General features: G+C 38.6%; 26 protein-coding genes. 2 read left to right on the forward strand and 24 right to left on the reverse strand.

Going from position 1 to position 16,994, the window contains the following annotated elements; all coding sequences use genetic code 11:
* Nucleotides 1-144: 144 nt before the first annotated feature.
* From K412_RS0116775 to K412_RS0116885, 23 genes are all read right to left on the reverse strand, one after another.
* Nucleotides 145-471 carry a hypothetical protein gene (locus K412_RS0116775; RefSeq protein ID WP_024834154.1) on the reverse strand — a complete coding sequence of 109 codons (327 nt, stop codon included), beginning with the start codon at nucleotides 469-471 and terminating at the stop codon, nucleotides 145-147.
* Nucleotides 472-484: 13 nt separating this feature from the next.
* The gene (locus K412_RS0116780; RefSeq protein WP_024834155.1) at nucleotides 485-1,273 is read right to left on the reverse strand and encodes a hypothetical protein; all 789 of its coding nucleotides are present in this window, start codon (nucleotides 1,271-1,273) and stop codon (nucleotides 485-487) included.
* A 14-nt stretch (nucleotides 1,274-1,287) separates the two neighbouring features.
* A complete protein-coding gene (locus K412_RS0116785; RefSeq protein ID WP_024834156.1) occupies nucleotides 1,288-1,704 on the reverse strand; it encodes a hypothetical protein in 417 nt (138 codons plus the stop codon).
* Nucleotides 1,705-1,749: 45 nt separating this feature from the next.
* A complete protein-coding gene (locus tag K412_RS0116790; protein ID WP_024834157.1) occupies nucleotides 1,750-2,256 on the reverse strand; it encodes a hypothetical protein in 507 nt (168 codons plus the stop codon).
* Nucleotides 2,257-2,298: 42 nt separating this feature from the next.
* Nucleotides 2,299-2,625 carry a hypothetical protein gene (locus K412_RS0116795; RefSeq protein WP_024834158.1) on the reverse strand — a complete coding sequence of 109 codons (327 nt, stop codon included), beginning with the start codon at nucleotides 2,623-2,625 and terminating at the stop codon, nucleotides 2,299-2,301.
* Nucleotides 2,613-3,017, reverse strand: a complete 405-nt coding sequence (locus K412_RS0116800; protein WP_024834159.1) for a hypothetical protein — start codon at nucleotides 3,015-3,017, stop codon at nucleotides 2,613-2,615. Before K412_RS0116800 ends, K412_RS0116795 begins: the two co-directional genes overlap by 13 nt.
* A 21-nt stretch (nucleotides 3,018-3,038) precedes the next feature.
* On the reverse strand, nucleotides 3,039-3,614 hold the full coding sequence (locus K412_RS0116805) for a hypothetical protein (protein ID WP_024834160.1): 576 nt from the start codon (nucleotides 3,612-3,614) through the stop codon (nucleotides 3,039-3,041).
* Nucleotide 3,615: 1 nt separating this feature from the next.
* Nucleotides 3,616-4,041 (reverse strand): hypothetical protein, encoded by a 426-nt coding sequence (locus K412_RS0116810; RefSeq protein ID WP_024834161.1) that lies wholly within the window; start codon nucleotides 4,039-4,041, stop codon nucleotides 3,616-3,618.
* Between the two features lie 16 nt (nucleotides 4,042-4,057).
* Nucleotides 4,058-5,149 carry a phage major capsid protein gene (locus tag K412_RS0116815; protein ID WP_024834162.1) on the reverse strand — a complete coding sequence of 364 codons (1,092 nt, stop codon included), beginning with the start codon at nucleotides 5,147-5,149 and terminating at the stop codon, nucleotides 4,058-4,060.
* A gap of 19 nt (nucleotides 5,150-5,168) precedes the next feature.
* Nucleotides 5,169-5,567 carry a hypothetical protein gene (locus K412_RS0116820; RefSeq protein WP_024834163.1) on the reverse strand — a complete coding sequence of 133 codons (399 nt, stop codon included), beginning with the start codon at nucleotides 5,565-5,567 and terminating at the stop codon, nucleotides 5,169-5,171.
* 81 nt (nucleotides 5,568-5,648) lie between these two features.
* The gene (locus tag K412_RS0116825; protein WP_024834164.1) at nucleotides 5,649-7,019 is read right to left on the reverse strand and encodes a hypothetical protein; all 1,371 of its coding nucleotides are present in this window, start codon (nucleotides 7,017-7,019) and stop codon (nucleotides 5,649-5,651) included.
* Between the two features lie 118 nt (nucleotides 7,020-7,137).
* Nucleotides 7,138-8,568 (reverse strand): hypothetical protein, encoded by a 1,431-nt coding sequence (locus K412_RS0116835; RefSeq protein ID WP_024834165.1) that lies wholly within the window; start codon nucleotides 8,566-8,568, stop codon nucleotides 7,138-7,140.
* Between the two features lie 11 nt (nucleotides 8,569-8,579).
* The gene (locus K412_RS0116840) at nucleotides 8,580-8,852 is read right to left on the reverse strand and encodes a hypothetical protein (protein ID WP_024834166.1); all 273 of its coding nucleotides are present in this window, start codon (nucleotides 8,850-8,852) and stop codon (nucleotides 8,580-8,582) included.
* 114 nt (nucleotides 8,853-8,966) lie between these two features.
* Nucleotides 8,967-10,565 carry a terminase large subunit domain-containing protein gene (locus K412_RS0116845; protein WP_024834167.1) on the reverse strand — a complete coding sequence of 533 codons (1,599 nt, stop codon included), beginning with the start codon at nucleotides 10,563-10,565 and terminating at the stop codon, nucleotides 8,967-8,969.
* Between the two features lie 270 nt (nucleotides 10,566-10,835).
* On the reverse strand, nucleotides 10,836-11,237 hold the full coding sequence (locus tag K412_RS21030) for a hypothetical protein (RefSeq protein ID WP_051461059.1): 402 nt from the start codon (nucleotides 11,235-11,237) through the stop codon (nucleotides 10,836-10,838).
* A 37-nt stretch (nucleotides 11,238-11,274) separates the two neighbouring features.
* On the reverse strand, nucleotides 11,275-11,577 hold the full coding sequence (locus K412_RS23085; protein WP_198527711.1) for a dual specificity protein phosphatase family protein: 303 nt from the start codon (nucleotides 11,575-11,577) through the stop codon (nucleotides 11,275-11,277).
* Nucleotides 11,550-11,855 (reverse strand): hypothetical protein, encoded by a 306-nt coding sequence (locus K412_RS22600; protein WP_051461060.1) that lies wholly within the window; start codon nucleotides 11,853-11,855, stop codon nucleotides 11,550-11,552. The genes K412_RS23085 and K412_RS22600 overlap by 28 nt, the downstream gene beginning before the upstream one ends.
* Before the next feature lie 23 nt (nucleotides 11,856-11,878).
* Nucleotides 11,879-12,028, reverse strand: coding sequence for a hypothetical protein (locus K412_RS22390; protein WP_157833846.1), 150 nt, complete (start codon nucleotides 12,026-12,028; stop codon nucleotides 11,879-11,881).
* Nucleotides 12,029-12,032: 4 nt separating this feature from the next.
* A complete protein-coding gene (locus tag K412_RS0116865; protein WP_024834169.1) occupies nucleotides 12,033-12,563 on the reverse strand; it encodes an ERCC4 domain-containing protein in 531 nt (176 codons plus the stop codon).
* Nucleotides 12,556-13,104, reverse strand: a complete 549-nt coding sequence (locus K412_RS0116870; RefSeq protein WP_024834170.1) for a hypothetical protein — start codon at nucleotides 13,102-13,104, stop codon at nucleotides 12,556-12,558. Before K412_RS0116870 ends, K412_RS0116865 begins: the two co-directional genes overlap by 8 nt.
* A gap of 46 nt (nucleotides 13,105-13,150) precedes the next feature.
* Complete coding sequence (locus K412_RS0116875) at nucleotides 13,151-13,447, reverse strand: hypothetical protein (RefSeq protein WP_024834171.1); 297 nt, start codon at nucleotides 13,445-13,447, stop codon at nucleotides 13,151-13,153.
* 75 nt (nucleotides 13,448-13,522) lie between these two features.
* Nucleotides 13,523-14,215 (reverse strand): hypothetical protein, encoded by a 693-nt coding sequence (locus tag K412_RS0116880; protein WP_024834172.1) that lies wholly within the window; start codon nucleotides 14,213-14,215, stop codon nucleotides 13,523-13,525.
* 150 nt (nucleotides 14,216-14,365) lie between these two features.
* A complete protein-coding gene (locus K412_RS0116885; protein ID WP_024834173.1) occupies nucleotides 14,366-14,980 on the reverse strand; it encodes a hypothetical protein in 615 nt (204 codons plus the stop codon).
* Nucleotides 14,981-15,479: 499 nt separating this feature from the next.
* Between K412_RS0116885 and K412_RS0116890 the strand changes: the two genes are divergently transcribed.
* On the forward strand, nucleotides 15,480-15,722 hold the full coding sequence (locus K412_RS0116890) for a hypothetical protein (RefSeq protein ID WP_024834174.1): 243 nt from the start codon (nucleotides 15,480-15,482) through the stop codon (nucleotides 15,720-15,722).
* A gap of 587 nt (nucleotides 15,723-16,309) precedes the next feature.
* Nucleotides 16,310-16,636 (forward strand): helix-turn-helix domain-containing protein, encoded by a 327-nt coding sequence (locus K412_RS0116895; protein WP_024834175.1) that lies wholly within the window; start codon nucleotides 16,310-16,312, stop codon nucleotides 16,634-16,636.
* Between the two features lie 14 nt (nucleotides 16,637-16,650).
* Here K412_RS0116895 and K412_RS0116900 read toward each other — a convergent pair whose 3' ends face one another.
* A complete protein-coding gene (locus tag K412_RS0116900) occupies nucleotides 16,651-16,863 on the reverse strand; it encodes a helix-turn-helix domain-containing protein (protein ID WP_024834176.1) in 213 nt (70 codons plus the stop codon).
* Nucleotides 16,864-16,994 lie beyond the last annotated feature (131 nt).

Genomic DNA, 16,994 nt, shown 5'->3' on the forward strand with positions numbered 1-16,994 from the left:
CAAGTATGGCTTTAATCTGTGGGAGCGTTCTTTTAGGAATTTCATCATATCGAAGTCCAGCATCTAGGAGTCGAGCAAACGTCACGCCCCAGTCAGTAGAAGGTGGTTTGTCGGCCCCTTCTTTTGCATCAGAAGGGGCCATAGTTAGCCCGATATATCAACCAACTTTCTTATAAAGAGTTTCAGATGTACAACATTCCAGTTATCAACAATTATTTTGTCAATTGTCATTGGTTCTCCGGATTCGTCGACACAATATTGAGAAAGATATTTTTCAAGTTTTTCTTTAGATTTTTTGTCTCCAAGGTTAAATATTTGGGAACCTAATGAAACTCCATCGGCCGCGAACTTCAATGCGTCACCCACAAGCATTGGTTTTACGGTATACGTTTTTTCTCCAACAGCAAAAGACTCACCATCTCCATTCATTACTGAGAAGGGGACGGGAGTCTTTTCAGTTATATCACTCATTGGTTATTCCTCCTTATTCAGAGATAGGCGTTATTGTATAGTCAACAGCTCTGTTGTTACCACGAGGTTTAAGGATTGTAAATGTGATGGTTACAGACTGAGGAGTGCCACCCTGTTGAGGGGGATTGATCGAGCCCAAAACCTTACATCTATCAACGATAACTGCTGCTTCACAGAGGGAGTCGTCTTCGCCTGTAGCTTCAGTGGAGATAACTAGCTGATACGCCGGCCTGACAGGAGTCTTAGGAAGTCCAAAACGGGTAGCTTTTGCTGCCAGATAATCGTAAGAAACAAACAAAGCTTTTCCTGCATCATCAGCATCAAATTCAAGAGTGTCCTTGTTTGCTGCATTGATAAAGTATTTGCCAGGCTCTGCTGCAGATTCAGCTTTAGTCCAAGGTTTAGCATCCTTATCAACAGCAATCAGAGTGCCATCAATTGGTGTATGTTTAAGCTTAACAGTGTAAGGTGCTTCTGTTGGGATTGTGATTTCTTCATCAACAACAGGAAATGGAGTATTGGTCAATTCCTCAGAAGTGTCGCCCATGATAAAGGCGTAAAGTTCAGGAGGCATAAAACCAAGCTGGACAGCAAGAGTACCTTCAATAGAAGTATCAGGATTTGCGGCATTCCATAAGCTATTACCATCCGCAATAGGTGAACCGTTGATTGTGATGTTTGGTGTTATCTGTTGCACAGCACCATTTCGGAAGTATGAAGTCGTAGCACTCCTTACGGGTATGCCATTAACATACTTATTTAGCTGGAGTTTTCCAGCTTTTGAGAAATAAATTGGTTGCATTTAAACAACTCCTTTCAAAGATTTCTATAAAATCTGTATCTGCTCCCGCAACAAAAAAAGCCCGACATGGTGGGGAGTTCACCAAGTGGAGGCTCTGCATATAGATATCTATTATTGACCTTTTTTTTGTGAAGCAGCTTGAATATTTGTTCCTGTGTTTGCCATGCCTTATAATCTTCAGTAGCAGGGACATGACAATCAATTTCCATGACTTCCTCGAAGAAACTTTCGTTCCTTACTCTGCGAGCAGGGAGAAAGTAAACACACAATCGCTTATCACTTCCAACGAGATCATCCCACTTACTACGCTTTATAATGCGTTTTGCTATATTAACAGGTGTTGCACCGAAAAGATCAAGTAAGGCAAGTATGGTTGAATCAGACTTCAAAATTGCCTGTACTGCCGTAAGGTCTTGCGAAGGATTATACAAAGATACCACCACCTTTCAGGGCATAAAAATAACCCCGTAAGGGGTTCACTTTTTTGAAGTAATAATGAATTTGGCAAACGGAAAGGATTTTACTGTCTGCTGAATAACCTCACGCATGCGCCCATGTCTCATCCACCGCATAGCTGTTTCAATAGCATGGGAGGGAGGCTGTGCATCAACAACGCCTAAAGCTTCAAGGTCAACTCCACCTTTGCCTTTCCCGTTTACAGGTCTGCCGAAAATATCAATTTGTCCTGGTGCATTAGGCCTGCTTCTTATAGTTGTGTCATTACCCCTCGCCGGGTTCCACATCTTACTTCGCATATAATCCGGTAATGCAGGATTAAATAAATCCATTTCACTTCCTGTACCAAATTCATCCATAGCCGCCCATGCACCGCCAGATATTCCAGCGATAATCACATTGGCAATATCAGTGACTTCTTCATCATGGAGACTTTCCGCACCTTCAGGAGTACGCATACCTTGTTTAGCTTCAGCAAGAAGCTCTTGTTGCAAATCTTTCATTGCAGATACAAGTTCAATCCGCAATGCTTTAATGCAACCAGCAGAATCAAACCTTATCCCATAAAATCACCACACAATTCCGATGTCACCGATCCAGTCATTGTAATTCAACGGTTTGGGCAATGGTGCATCGGCAAATGTTTTATCCACCCACATGCTTTGACAAAACGGCCTGCCGTCAACATACACATATAGCCTTACAACATGAGCTGGACAATTGAACCGTTTCTTTGTAGATTCTGAGGAATATATTCTAGAATTTTTAATTTTTTGTGTTGCAGATAAAATAGCGGCTTTGGCGAGCTCCTTGTCAGTCGAATCAACATTAATGTGTCCAACAAACCTTTTGCAAAGCGGTCTTGAAACATCATTAACACGAATTATTTCATACATAAGGAATCACCGCCCATTTTCATCAGCTCCATTAACTGAGAATTGCCATACTGTATAAACTTCTTATGCTTCTTATCCCAATTCCTTTGATATTCTTTTGTGTTGTAAGGTGGGGCAGAAGTGCGGCTCTTTAAAGCAAGACAAAGAACACCACAAAGTAGATTAATCGCTGCATCTTGCAGTTGTTTGTATTGCTTTTCTGTGTTAACAAACTTGCCGAATCTCTGCATAGTTTCAATAGCAGGGGATACAAGCTGTTTCATTGCACCGATATTAGCATCCGCATCAATAATTCTGTCGGGAAGAAGCGCATCGTCAACAGATATCTTTTTGCGGATTTTGGTATGATAACCTTTGCCAAGGTATTCCGCATACAGTTCCTTTGTTTCCATAATTTCGCCTCCAAATTTTGTTTATGGCCTTGTATCGTCAGCACACTGAATGCGGGAGACTCCTGTCATTCCAATGTCGTCGATACTCACGACCTGATACTTTTTATCCTCATACACAAACCTATCAAGCAAAATAGTTCCTAATGACTTTGGAACTTGAAAAGTATACTTTGTACTATCGAGCAACCCAGGGTCTTCCTGCCGAAGCCGGTATGTTATTATTTCACCATAACAAGGTACATCTGGATTAAGAGTTTGCCAGTCCTGAATCAAATTGTTGTTGTCGTCCACATCCTCAACATATCTCTTATGCTGAATAACAGCATTGCACTTCGCGCAGAAAAAAGCATCTTCTCTAGAAGCAGGATCTGGATTAACCGTTTGGACAAGATACTTTTTAGAGTCGATAGAAAGAATCTCACCACTTTGAAGCCCAACATCAGCAAGGATTAACCCTTCCCAATAAGCCTCCCTAGATCCGAGGTCACGGCTTGATTTCGTGGAACGTTTAATGGACACCTTTGAAATAACAGGTATATCCCGGAGAATAGTGCAATCTTGTCCACGGGATTTTAAAAAGTTCCCTGCATAGGACATGTTACCACCTCCGAGGTTTTGTTATGGTAAAGTGAATCAAGCTAGAAGTTAGCTTTTCGGGGAAGGCAAGTTCAATAACTTTGCCGATATACTCATCACGTTCGACTTCGAAATCCTTTTGTTTTTTAGTCCAATCCACGCTAAGCTCATGACTTTCATGAGGACCGTTTTCTTTAGCGGGCAACCGGGCAGGCAGAGACGGACATATAAGCCTGCTGCACTCACTAACCACAGCAGCCTCAAGATAAACTCTTGCATTATCTTCAAGAATGCTGTAATCGGGCAATTGTGCTATTATGTTCGCCTCTGCAACTGTAATTATATCCGGTTGATTAATTGCCTCATTCGGCAAGTAGACCGGGTCAACGCCTAATTTGTCTTGAATGCGTTTTTCCCAGCCATCTGTAGTCAAAATTTTGTTTGACATAGGGGAAACACCCCCTTTATTCAATGGTCATGATTTTGCTTGTATCTTTAAAGATTTTCCTGAATCCGCTGTTCTCTGAAACGGTGAGCAGTTGAGTTTGGTTCTTAATAAACTTATCAGCTTCACTGATGGTTGAGCCAAGTTCAAAAATTTCTTCAATAGTGTTGCCACGATTTAACCCATAAATAGCTTCTTTGTTATTGATTTTCTCAATTTTAGGGCTATACAATAGCGTAACGTTGGACACGAGATTCTGCGGAAGAGTTGTTTTAACATTTAAACCGCCTGCGAGCAATTCATCCATCTTTCCAGCAACTTGCGATTTTGGATATAAAACTTCAAGCACTTGAAGCAACCCATCTTCATTTGCAACAACGGTATCGCATCCATATGGGTAAAATTTTAACAAGAATTTTATCCATGCACTTTTAGTAACTGCTGAACCTGCAGAACTATCAAGCACACTTGATTTAACAATCGGAGCTGCATTACTATTACCGTCGCCATCTTTAATAACGGATAAAATTTCAGCAATTTTATTATCTGCAGCGTCAACACCGATCCGGTTGATATGAATATTGAATAAATCAATACTCATTCTCCTCAATGCTTCGTAAGAAGCTTCAATAGCTCGGCCATACTTGTACAGGGTTATGGCACTTTCTCCGAGTTTTAATTTTGCTACGGGTAGGTCTGCAGCTTCTGTTACTCTTTTCATTTCAGTAGCCTTCTTATTTGAAGCATCATTCAAATCGAGATAAGAAGCTTTATAGACATTACTATCTATAGGAGTTCTTTTGGCAACAAGATACTGGTAAATAGGGAATTCTGTCATTGATTGAACCAAAGTTCTAGCTATGTACTCGGGGAAGAGTACCTTGTTTTCTTCGGTTCTGTAAAATGCTTCAACTTTTGAAGAAAAAATGTTCTTGCTCGGAATATCTTTAGTCAATATTTGAGCTTCTTTCATTAGACGTTCAAATGCGTCCAGCTTTGTACCATCTGTTGATGGATCTAATCTTTCCAAGTACATCGAAAGTGTAAGTTCCATTGAGTGAGCCTGCTTATACAGTTCACTATTAAGTGCAGCCAATGCTATTTTTGGCATTTTATCATCTCCTCTCAAATTAACCTAAAAATACGGTTGCGGTGCCGGCTGTAGTGTCAACGTCTATTACAATCGGATTACGTAATTTTGCAGTTGTAGCACTATCTTTTATCTTTCCTGTACCGTCCAATGCAGCAATCTTACCAACTGTTGGGGCTGTTGCATTAACAGGAACGTCGGTTCTGAATCCTCTGAACTGAACAGTACAATGTCCATCAGTTTCATAACTATCTATAAAACCAAATACTGTGTCCCCGTCAGTTCCTAAATCAACGGTCTGCGAGGTACTAATTCCAACTGCAAGACCAACAACAGCATTTCTATTTGCCCCTGAGACTAAAGCTTTAATTCCAGCGCCAGCCTTAAATGTAGCGCCTTGGTATCCTATACCTTCAAATGAAATTCCACCTCTTGGCATTTCAACACATCCTTTCTATTTTTGAACATTAAAATAACCGCCTTTTGAGCGGTCTAAGCTTACTTTTATTGAATATTGCATTTACTTACCAACTTTGAATGCCTCATCAGGTAATGCAGAATGCTGTGTTGATAGTTGACCAGCTGCAGGGTCAGTTTGTCTGCCTGCTGGTATAGCGTTCTTTGCTTGGGTTTCCCATGTTTTCATGATATCTTTAATTGCTAATGTTCCCATGGCCGAAAAAGTATTTTCCCAAGTTTCCTTTGCAAAATCATTACCCATGGCACGAACACCCATAGCAAGTGCATCATCAGTCAACTGCTTACGGTACTCAATACCTTCTTTAGCAAGGTTAAGGACTTCATCAGCAGAGAGCTCATTTCCAAGTTTTTCTTTGACCTGGTCCTGTGTAATGTAGGAATTAGTTTTGCCTTCTTTTGGTTCAACTTCTGGAATAGTGGACCACTTTTCTGCGAGTTGATTACACAACTCTTCAAATGTTGTTTCGCTCTCCTTGTAGGCTATTCCAAAGGTTTTAAGCATTTTCTTTAACTTTTCATTCATTGGTTTTTCACCGCCTTCCTCAATAGTATGTAGTAATGTTTTAATTGTTTTACCATTCTTTTGTCCCTGTGTTTCTTTAGGTATTTCAGGTATCGTAAACGCTTTTTTAGGGTCTGATTTCTTAACCATTGTCACTATATCACCATTGTGATAATAGCCCTGGAAGAGTGTACCTTCTGGCAACTCTTCTTTCTCCTGGATAATAGTAAAGTTGCCTGCTGGAGTTTCTATGATATCCCCATGCTTTGCCTGTGTAACAACAGCACCAGGATAAGCTCCATCCCAAACAATAGATTCCTCATATAAGGCATTATTATTGTATGGAATTATCACTGACGGAGGCATTGCTGTAACAGTACAAATCTTTGTTGAACCATCTGCCATCTCATATTTTTGCCCTCGCCAATGAGAGCACTTACCTCCGTAATAATTCATTCCACAAATGGAGCAAACCATTGTATCAGTACCCCAACCAATAGATGTATCTGATAATACCCCAGTCTCAATTTTCTTTATAAGTGCATCAGCAGATACACCGTCTATAACTTCATTGTCCCGAACGATGTACTTTGTTAAAAACAACGCGACAGTTTCGCCTTCCTCAGTGCTCTCCTCAACAGTACCGTCAAATACCTTGCCATAAGGAACAGCCTGAATTCCACCCCAATTACTCCAGTTATGGTTAAGCATAAAGGAAACGCCTTTTTTTGCGTCGTCAGCCATTACCGTAAGAAGCTCAGGGCTCAACTTCATATACCTGTTTGGTATCATCAAATCTCCAGCAGACTTCCCGGAAAAAACAAAAACTTCATCAGAAGATAAGGTTCGCTTTGCAAGTTTATTTATTTTTGCCAACTGTTGTTCAGTTGGTACTCCGAATTTACTCATTTACTTTTCACCTTCTTTCGTTGTTTGAGTTGATGTTTGCGCAAAAATAGGAGGTTGTTTAAAACCACAAGAATAACATTGAAATCCTGGGGCGTAGTCCATCATGCACCCACCACATTTAGGGCAAATAATTAATGTCGGTTTTGGATACATCTGATTGAAATTTTAGCCCCGAATGTTTGTCATTTCCAACTTCATCACCCCTAACACTAAAACTTGCTTTGATATTTTCGGACGGTTTCCCAACTGCTTTTTCAGCCTTCATGACTTCTTGAGCTGCTTGGTCGTTTGTTTCCCAACCCATCAAAACAGCAATAACATGATACTGTTGTTCTAAGAGCTTAACATTTAATCTCTGTTCCTCGGATTGATAATCAACAATGTTATGCTTGAATATAGGAATTGCTTGTTTACCTTTTACTCTAAGCCAGAGTCTCGCAATTTCTTCAACAGTTCTTTTACTGCCACGTTGACAGGAAGTAATACCTGAGCAGAAGATTTTGAATTGGACAGAACCCCAACTTTCTGTGACACCCTGATTCCTGTTCATAAAAATGGCCATCTGCTTGGTACCTGAAAGGGTTTGTATATCAACCAATTCATTAACAGCCCTAACGTCAAGGCTTCTTGAAGCATTAGCACCTTGATTCATATTAACTTTTATATCGTCAAAGTGAACATAATCAGCATCAGGTGGCATATTCTCAAGCATTTTTACAATATTGTTATATTGACTATCCAACCATTCGTTAAGCTTTACAGAATCATTTTTTATATGTGCTGGGCATATAGCCATCATCTGTTCAAGAGCAATTGATATGTCGTTTTTAGGGTACCCTTGATGGTGTAAGACAGCCTGTAAATCTTGGAATATCTGCATTTGAAAATCTATAGCCTGCAATACAGGTGACATAGATAATGTACCTCGAGGATCACCGATATCAGGATCTGAAGGTACCCAAATAAAGTTGGCATGCTTTTTATCAAGATAAACTTTTTCAGTTAAATTCCATTGATACGGAACCCAAGTTTTACGACCTTCAATCTCGAGCAATTCCCATTCGATAGTTTGTGGCTTTACAGGGTAAACATCATAAATATCTTCCCTGTCGGCGGTAACCTCAACCTCAACACCCATTGCGCCTAACAGGTAAGCACTATAATGCAATTGGTCAATCAATCCATCAAGGCCAGAGTTGCTTATCTCATTTATTCTGGCAGCGAAATCACGCCATTCAGATTCAAGGTTTAGAATCCTAGTTTTTTTATCAAGAGAGAAAAACTGCATTTCGTTGCCCTGATTAGCCATTCTCACAAAGTTCCAAACAGCCATCGAAACATCAGGATTGACTCTTTTAAGAAATTCTATAGCTGAAGCTTCATCAGGAATTCGCCTTAAAGTTTTAAGTACGTCTGTCGTCCTTGAACGGTGAGGTGATAGGGTAGAGAAGTAGCCATTTCCTACCTGGGTTCGTCTGCCAGTAGGAGTATTCTTGGGACCGTCTCTTGATTTCTTAGCAAATATGTTTATGTTGTTCCAAAAGGGCATTTACATCACCTTCAATCTTTTAGCTTTTCTATTTCGTCAAGCAGCTGAGCTTTTGCCAAATCAATAAAGCTCTGGTTTCTTTTTACGAGTTCAGAAATAAAGGCAGCATCATCTCTGTTGATTTCAATTTCACCGTTTTTTATTAGGTCATATGCCCAAGCCATAGTTTGTGCTGGTCTATTTGTGCTTGATGTTGCCAAAATGTCAGCCAGTATTTCACATAGAAGTTTGTCTTGTGGGTTTCCTCTTAAATCTAAGAGGTTTTTATCAAGGTTCAGTTTCATTTATTTACGCCTCCTATTCTAATATATAAAAGCATGCCGCACGTAGGAAGGATGGCCTGGAGGTCTTGGCCGAACCCATAACGAAGTCCCCGTTATTCACGGCATGCAAAATTGTTAACTCACTCTTACAACACCACTCATTCGGAATTTACCAGGTAATACTAATGCAGGAGCCTGAAAATCAGCGAAACAGAAATATAAAGCACTCACTAAGTCATCATGGTTACTATCTGTCATGTTATGGTATTGTGTTGACTTACCATCACGTTCTACAGAAACATAATCCTGTAGCTGTTTTTCCATCTCAGCACTCCAAGGAATTTCACACCATTGTTGCTCAACAATAAGTGCAAAATCCTCAACCAACTTAGTTTTGTTGCCACCTTGCTCATTAATTGGGTTGTTTGGAACGCCACGCTTTGTCAACTGTGAACCTATTGTTTCACCAAGACCAGTTTGTCCAAAATTAACTGTTGCTCCGTTATACAACCTAGAATAAAAAGCTATTTTGTCCCATTGAGCATCCCAACCAAGACGGGTCATCATATCAACTTTAACAACTCTACCTTTGCTATTTCTAATTACTACTGGTTTTCCGTCACCCTTTGATGCAGGGTCATAGCCAATAGTGTAAACCTCAAACGGTTCAACTTGCTCCCATTCCTTCCAGAACTGAGCAATTTCATCTTCCTTGTGTTTGTCAATAGGAGGTCTAACAAGTACTCTGTCATAATGAGGGAATACAGAATTGATCTCCATTATAAATTCAGCAAGATAGTCCTGTCGGTATCTAGCTTCTGTCATTCCCATTTTTATTTCATCTTCAAATGTTATTGGATTACCCATTGCATCATGACCGACAACCATATATCTTTTTGCAGCCATATGTGGGTTATCCCATGTTGTGAAATGAAATGTTTCATATGATGGGGAATAGAGGGGGGAGTTTTTATCTCCCATTTGGCTAAGCTTATAAAAATAAGTACGTCCTTTCGGCGTACTATTAATGATTGCAATTCCACCTGTTCCGTTCGGACCACGACCAGGAGAATCAAGTCTTTGTCTTAGATTTGCCCAAACAGTGTCAAGTTCTCTAATTCTAGCAGCTTCTGTTATGGTTACAATATCAAGACCAACACCGACTAATGTTTCAGGGTCGTCTGCTGAATGAACTTCAATAATTCCTCCGTTTATTGTCTCGATTGTTAAGTTTGAGAGTGATATATTTGTAACCAAATCTCGAGGAAGTAACTTCTTTAAGTCTCGCCAGTTTTGACGAGCAAGTCTCATGTTGGGTGCAATAATCCACCACAATACAGGAGGGTTTACATCAATTGAGCGTTCCTCATTTAACATTTCAAGGAACTTCATTACACCTTCACCAATTGCATGTAAATCTTTTCCAAATCTATTTCCACAAGTCATTATTTTGAATCTTGCTTTACTTGCAAGTATTATCTGCTGTGCTGAATGCGGAGAATATGGAATAATAACTTTTCTTTGTCCTGTGGCATTAGCCATTCTGCATGCACTACAAGTTTTAAAATGCGTATATTCACCTTGACCGTCAGCACCTTTTGAAGGGCGCCAAACTTGTTCAAATGCTTTTCCACATTCGGTACAAATTCCTATTCTTTCAGATTTAGTTGAATGTTCTATATATTTTTCATTCTGTCGAGCAACCCGCCCGATAGAACCGCCTTTTCTCGGCATAGGCATCACCACCAAGGAGCAATAAAAAAGAGCCTATCCATGACGCACCAATAAGGCGTTCACGAATAGGCTCAAAGGCTCAAATTATATATTATATATTCAATTCAACTTCTCTTTTGCAATGCTTGCACCATAGGAATATCTTATGCGCTACGCTATCTGTGCAAACCCGACATAGCTTATGCCCACAGTCTGGGCAATTATGCCAAGTTAGCATTTCTTCTGGCTTTTTAATGAATTCATCAAGCATTGAAATTGTTGGAATGTTTGTCAATATATCAACTCCCTTACTGGAAGCCCTGCTATATTCAAAGAATCCCATATATCGAAAAACATACTTTTAAAATAACCTCTTGCATAGCGCAGTGTGTCATGGTCGCTATATTTTTCCGGCTTTCTCATATCAATAGGTTCGCCGTCTGATAATGCCAGTTGTATGCAATATGCAAAGGTTTTTCCTGTTCTGCGTCCAATAGCATGGCAACGCTTTCCATCAAAGTGGTAAGCACTACACGATTTCCTTATATTCTCAGTGTCAAATACATCTATCAAGCATGGGCATATTGTAGGGAATGGAGTATCATTAACTAAATAATCCTTTTGCCATGGAAAAAGCTTAATATCTAAAGCCTTTTCAATCAAATGAATAACTTCTTCAGTTATTTTCAACATAATCGCCTCCCAAAATTTGCAATAAAAAAGCACCCTGTTAAGAGTGCTTAGTATATACTGTTTTCGATTCATCTTTTGCAAAGTCAATACCTATCATACAATCAGAATACTGGTATTCAAGCCAATGCTCATTCACAAATCCCCTTATGCCTTCGCCTGGATTATATTCCGGATAAAGCTTCAGAAATTCGGCTTCGCAATCTTCAAGAGTTTCGCCTTTGATTATGCCGTGCTTAATGAGATAGAGCAGGCATATGGACGGAGACCGGCTTTCGCCAAGGTTGCAATGGACTAATACTTTAAAACCTTCAGCTAATTTCTGTTCAATAAATCCAGAGATTTGTCAATCATACCTTTGTCAAAGAATTCTGGTTTTGGAGCATCAACAATATTCAATGCCAACCTGTTTCCACATTCTGCCCACAGATATTCAGGTGAATCTTTTGGGCAGCCACGGCCAGTGTAGCCGACAAATGTTCTGTGATGCGGTTCTTTACATGCATGAACAATTGCCCACATCACGAAATTCCCAGTAGTTTTATTTTTTAAGCAATCTCTGTCAATTTCTTCATAATCACTTTGACTTCCACAATATAGATTCGAGAATACCTCTCTCATAAAACCGCCTCCAAAATTTATTTTTATTTTGTAGCTCCGTCGTCCTTAACATCATAAATCAAGCCTTTGTTGTAATTCTTGATGTAAAAATCAAAAAAATCCTTGAATGTTTTAAGTTCAATGACTTCTAAGTTATTCCAATTATGATGTTTACTGAATTTTAATGTTATCATAGAGTCACGCTTTCAATAATTCTCTAATTGCATAATACATCTGCATGTAGATAAACATACCAGCATATTTTTTATCAATGAAATGTATGTCAATCCTATACCTATGTCCGAAACTAAATAAAGAAGCCAAAAACGACTTCTCGTTGTACTCTGTGTTGTATTTATGCTCAATTATCTTTTCTAGCCCTGCCGATTCTTCAACCATCAAGATAAATCTCTTACCTTTAGCGCGTTGGAATTCTTCCTCAAGCCTGCTGCGGTCAGATGTTAGGTTTCCGCTTATCTCCGAAAGTCCGTTTTTTCTTTCAATGTAGCAGTCAATGTATGTATCGCGAATTATGCCGAGTTCGGGATTTGACGGTAGAAAGCAAGTGTAATCACCGTAATCTAGTTTCTTAGTTACAAATGGGATTTTCTTAGATGTAAAATAATCAATTATTGCTTTATTATTCTGTTCTCGAGTATCTATAACAATCGTGATACTTTGAAGGAGTTTCTTCAGTTCTGTATCTGTATATCTATAAAAATCAATCATTCCCAGGTACCTCCGTTGACATCATCATTTTGTCACCAGATGCAGTTTGAAATGCTGCAATAATCTTTGTACGTTTTTTACTTCCGTATTCATCTTGTACAGATGGATTCATTAGAGATTTGAGTGTATTCGCCATTTTGTCCATAGCTTCGGCCATGAATTTAAGGTCCATGGGGTTTAAATCTTCTTTTTCTAAAATTTTTGATATTGTTTCTGCATTCAAAGCCTTATCAGCAACTGCATTTATGCCATCAATTAATTTCTGCGCCGCATCAAGCTTTTTATTATCAACCTCTAACTCGACTTGTCTGCGTTTTGCTTCTAAGACTTGTTTATTCAGTACTGCAAGACTCTGAACTTCCTCAATCATTTCTATTTTTTGTTCATTTTCTTCCTCAATGGTGATAATTGGAGATCGAAGCAGAGGGTTAACCGATAATAGTTCAGTTTCAAGTGGACTTGAATCAAGTATATCCATTTGGACCTCTTTGGACTTTGCTGTAGGCTGTTTTTTAGTTTCGCTGGATTGTTTGGTTGCCATGATATCACCTGCTTTCGGGCAAGAAAAAAGAGCCTTGCGGCTCTAATTATTTTTTAAGTTTGAATGTCTCATGTGTATGTATAAATTCTTCATCAACATCGAAACCACATTTTTTCAGTACTCTTAAAGTTCCATGCGGGCCTTCTCCTATATAGCCAGACGTTAATCCCGACTTTATTCTCATCTTATCGTTGAACTTGTTTGTAAGAATTAATTCACAATTTACTTTTTTGTCGTCAAATACCATTTCGGCCTCAATAACTTCGATGAAAGATTTCTCGTACCTATTAAAAGCTTCCTCTGACTTGTTTGTATACACTACATCAATTATTATTTCTACCATCTATTATTCCTCCTTAATTTGTTGACTGCTATTTTAAAGAAATTCTACAAAAATAAGGATAATCCTTCTAGATTTTTATTTTAGATTTGGTCGCCGCTCAATAAATTCTTGAACCGCCACAGCAATCATATCCCTATAAGTCACATGAACTCTAGATAATGAATTAGCTTTATCTACAACCATTTTAAATTCTTCATAAAGGTTCTTCGGAAACGGAATATTTATATTTACAATATTGGGATTGCCTTTCCATTTTGGTGGTCTGCCCGAACTTACTTTTGGAGCTTTCCCAGTACGTTGCCATTTATCGAAGTGGCTTTTTAGAATTCCGTATGAAACTTCTTCACCTTCTTCAAACCTATGAAAGAGATGGGCGATAGGTTTTATTGCTTCAATTGTCTCGATACCTCCTGTGAAAGCACCATCAATAGTAGACTTTGGAATTTTCATTAACCGTGCAACGGAGTGAAGAGAGTAGAAGGTTTTTGGAACTTTAAGCATGTCCATCACCGCCAGTTTTAGCTTTAGTTGCCTTGCTTGCCTGATATATAGCACGTCTCGTTGTACGGCGGCGTTCTTTCCAATCTTCACATTGCTTTCTATCTCTATCACATGAGATACAACATTTTTGACATTGCATAAAACCACCTCCAGAGGGAATTGCAAAGAGGGCCACAAGTACACTTTTAAAGTGGTGGACCCTCCGCACCTTGCAGCCAGTAATTCTTCGACTAAGCCAACCATTTTGCCGTACTCAGGCAACATCATCGTACGGACTGTCTCCTTTGGCACATCATCAACAGCACTGACGAGCTATAGGCCAAGGTTGCTTATGCCCGATGTACTCACAACAGGCTTCCGACATTTTATATCCATTCATCATTATTTATGCTAAAGGGTTAATGATTCCCTAAAAGCCTATTTTATCTTCTTGTAATCTTTGAACATATCTAAAAGAGTGTTGTTGATATATTTACCTTTGAAAAAAATATATGGATTAGCAAAAAACTCAAAAGTTCTTCCGACCTGATTACGTGATAGTATTTTTTCATCAACCAGTTTTGCCATTATATTAATAACCGTGACCTTTGAAAACTTCGTGAGTTCAACAATATCTTTGGTTATGAGTGGCTTCTTATATTTCTTGAGCATTCCACTTTGATAATCAATAAAAGGGATAAGTCGTATCAATGTTAATGTTTCAGCACCCGTAAGTCGAAACGAGATTCTGTTCAAAGCTTCAGGATAAACCTTAATAAAATCATTCTCTGGTTTCCAAAGGAAATGACCTTCCGGGGTAGTCTCAACGCATTCATCCTCAGATTCTTCTTGATACTTTTGGGATGATGAATTGATAACTTTGAATTTTGATTGTATCTTTGATTTTTCTTCTCCTGATCTTAACTTATCGTTGATTCCAAAATAAACCCCAGACATGTCTACCCCTTGATTTCGTAGTCGGGTTCCAGTCTTTGAATATTCTGTAAGTATTCTGTCTTTATCTGATAGAGCATCATTTAAAGATTCACTCAAAATTATCACCACCAAAAGGTACACAAAATAAGAATAGGTAAACTGTGCTTTACCTATTTACCCCTAAAAGGTTAAGCCTGCTTTACCTATTTTTTTCTGAAATATGCTATTTTCAAGCGGTTGAAGGCTGTTTTTTATATCTTAATAAATCTAAGAACTTCAAAGACCTTCTTGGACATAACAAAAGGCCCCGGTTTTTCACCAGCGCCTCTCAACTTCCATCTGCTCCCGCTATTATAAATTATAACACAGGTGAATGATTTTGTGTTGCTCGAAATGTGATTAAAATGTGATTGAAAAATGCTTATAATATGCTCATAAAATGATTATTTTTATAAGTTTTGATTTTCCGATAAGTTTTCAGATAAATTTCAGGTCATTTAAGGGTAAAAAACGGGTCAAAATCAATGATTTTTACTAAAAACTCAAAATGTGATGAAAATGCCTTGAAATGCAGTAGGCGGTAGGGATTGAAAGGCCTTATAGGAAGGGGACATTTTTGAGAGAGGTAACTCTCCCGCCCGAGGTCAGACCTCCCCCCAGGGGGTGCAAAAAATCCATCAAAAAAGGGGTCAATTACACATCATTTAGTGAGGGTATACCACAATATGTTGTGTTTGGCTATATAAAAGGGCTTGCGGAATACATAAAGTGTAAATATAGTACCGAAAATATGCAAAAACGGTACTGTAGTAGTAAATGGGAATGGTTTGCATTTATTGGGGGAAGAGAAGAAGCGTAAACCGAATGATAAATGGGAATCATTTGCATTTAAAATAGGGTTTATTCTAGGGCCGACACGCTGTTTCCTAACCACTCCCACCTCACAACAACAATAGCACTCGTATATCCTCAAAGCCTGATAAATCAAGTGTTCCACACCACTGCCAAACAAGACACCTTTAAAGCAATTGATTATAGTAAACCATACTGCTAGACGTACTGAATTAACAAGATATAAATATCCATGAAACATTGAGTATTACTGCATTACAATGGCATTGTTAGCCTAACCCAAAACATTATGTTGAACAAATATAATTTGATTTGTAATGAATATCCCATAGTTGTAACAGTTCCGGCAATACGAGGAACGAAAACCATGGATGAGGAGGAAAACCCCTCAATGCTATTTGAAACTTGATTGTCTTAAGATTGATGCAGCTACCTTTAACGCGCCGGGATGAGACGGCGCTGTGCAACATGATCTGTTTGTAGGTGTAGATCTAGCACAGTCATAAAGTATTGGTGCAGATGCTAATACTATGATAGAATCATAAATAGAATAATATGTTCGAATCGAATAAAATGTAAGGAGGCTATACCCGTATGGCATTTGGTGATCGGTTAAAGAAACTTAGAAAGGAAAGAGGTATAACCCAACAAGAACTGGGAGAGATAATACATATATCAGACAGGGTTATCGGCTATTATGAAGCCAACAACAGATTCCCGAAAGATGAAAAGGTATTAATAGCCATAGCTGATTACTTTAACGTATCGATTGATTACATGGTTGGACATGACTATTCTGTGAAGAATGGGTATCTGCCGGTTCAAGGATTGCCACTTGAAGCTGTAAAGCAGGTAGAGGAGTACATAGAGTTAATAAGATTAAAATATAAAGTCAGGAAGCCAAATTCAGCAAGGGAATAGTACACCCTTGCTTCTTAATTGCCTCCTGTATCCTTAACATGCTCAATCACATCTGTAATACTGCAATCAAGGTAATTACATATCTTATCAATAACCTCCAGGGAAACATATTCATTTTTATTAAATTTAGCAACAACATTAGGCGAGAAGGACAGAGCTGTCCTTAAATCCTCTCTTGTCATGTCCCTATCAATCAAAAGCTTAAGTAATGGCTTGTAGCTTATCATATTTTAAACCCTCCAAAATGAATTGTAAGTCTATTATAGTGTAATCTATTACTTATGTCAAAATATCTATTGAAAGTAATAGAAATAATACCGAAAATAATATAAAAGGTATTGACAATATATACTATAAT

This window comes from Ruminiclostridium josui JCM 17888 (assembly GCF_000526495.1).
GTDB lineage: Bacteria > Bacillota > Clostridia > Acetivibrionales > DSM-1351 > Ruminiclostridium > Ruminiclostridium josui.

Excerpts from the sequence above, each read along its gene's own strand:
- K412_RS0116775 (WP_024834154.1), bottom strand. The coding sequence starts at position 471 with ATGAGTGATATAACTGAAAAGACTCCCGTCCCCTTCTCAGTAATGAAT.
- K412_RS0116780 (WP_024834155.1), bottom strand. The coding sequence starts at position 1,273 with ATGCAACCAATTTATTTCTCAAAAGCTGGAAAACTCCAGCTAAATAAG.
- K412_RS0116795 (WP_024834158.1), bottom strand. The coding sequence starts at position 2,625 with ATGTATGAAATAATTCGTGTTAATGATGTTTCAAGACCGCTTTGCAAA.
- K412_RS0116800 (WP_024834159.1), bottom strand. The coding sequence starts at position 3,017 with ATGGAAACAAAGGAACTGTATGCGGAATACCTTGGCAAAGGTTATCAT.
- K412_RS0116805 (WP_024834160.1), bottom strand. The coding sequence starts at position 3,614 with ATGTCCTATGCAGGGAACTTTTTAAAATCCCGTGGACAAGATTGCACT.
- K412_RS0116810 (WP_024834161.1), bottom strand. The coding sequence starts at position 4,041 with ATGTCAAACAAAATTTTGACTACAGATGGCTGGGAAAAACGCATTCAA.
- K412_RS0116815 (WP_024834162.1), bottom strand. The coding sequence starts at position 5,149 with ATGCCAAAAATAGCATTGGCTGCACTTAATAGTGAACTGTATAAGCAG.
- K412_RS0116820 (WP_024834163.1), bottom strand. The coding sequence starts at position 5,567 with ATGCCAAGAGGTGGAATTTCATTTGAAGGTATAGGATACCAAGGCGCT.
- K412_RS0116825 (WP_024834164.1), bottom strand. The coding sequence starts at position 7,019 with ATGAGTAAATTCGGAGTACCAACTGAACAACAGTTGGCAAAAATAAAT.
- K412_RS0116835 (WP_024834165.1), bottom strand. The coding sequence starts at position 8,568 with ATGCCCTTTTGGAACAACATAAACATATTTGCTAAGAAATCAAGAGAC.
- K412_RS0116840 (WP_024834166.1), bottom strand. The coding sequence starts at position 8,852 with ATGAAACTGAACCTTGATAAAAACCTCTTAGATTTAAGAGGAAACCCA.
- K412_RS0116845 (WP_024834167.1), bottom strand. The coding sequence starts at position 10,565 with ATGCCGAGAAAAGGCGGTTCTATCGGGCGGGTTGCTCGACAGAATGAA.
- K412_RS21030 (WP_051461059.1), bottom strand. The coding sequence starts at position 11,237 with ATGTTGAAAATAACTGAAGAAGTTATTCATTTGATTGAAAAGGCTTTA.
- K412_RS22600 (WP_051461060.1), bottom strand. The coding sequence starts at position 11,855 with ATGAGAGAGGTATTCTCGAATCTATATTGTGGAAGTCAAAGTGATTAT.
- K412_RS22390 (WP_157833846.1), bottom strand. The coding sequence starts at position 12,028 with ATGATAACATTAAAATTCAGTAAACATCATAATTGGAATAACTTAGAA.
- K412_RS0116865 (WP_024834169.1), bottom strand. The coding sequence starts at position 12,563 with ATGATTGATTTTTATAGATATACAGATACAGAACTGAAGAAACTCCTT.
- K412_RS0116870 (WP_024834170.1), bottom strand. The coding sequence starts at position 13,104 with ATGGCAACCAAACAATCCAGCGAAACTAAAAAACAGCCTACAGCAAAG.
- K412_RS0116875 (WP_024834171.1), bottom strand. The coding sequence starts at position 13,447 with ATGGTAGAAATAATAATTGATGTAGTGTATACAAACAAGTCAGAGGAA.
- K412_RS0116880 (WP_024834172.1), bottom strand. The coding sequence starts at position 14,215 with ATGATGTTGCCTGAGTACGGCAAAATGGTTGGCTTAGTCGAAGAATTA.
- K412_RS0116895 (WP_024834175.1), top strand. The coding sequence starts at position 16,310 with ATGGCATTTGGTGATCGGTTAAAGAAACTTAGAAAGGAAAGAGGTATA.
- K412_RS0116900 (WP_024834176.1), bottom strand. The coding sequence starts at position 16,863 with ATGATAAGCTACAAGCCATTACTTAAGCTTTTGATTGATAGGGACATG.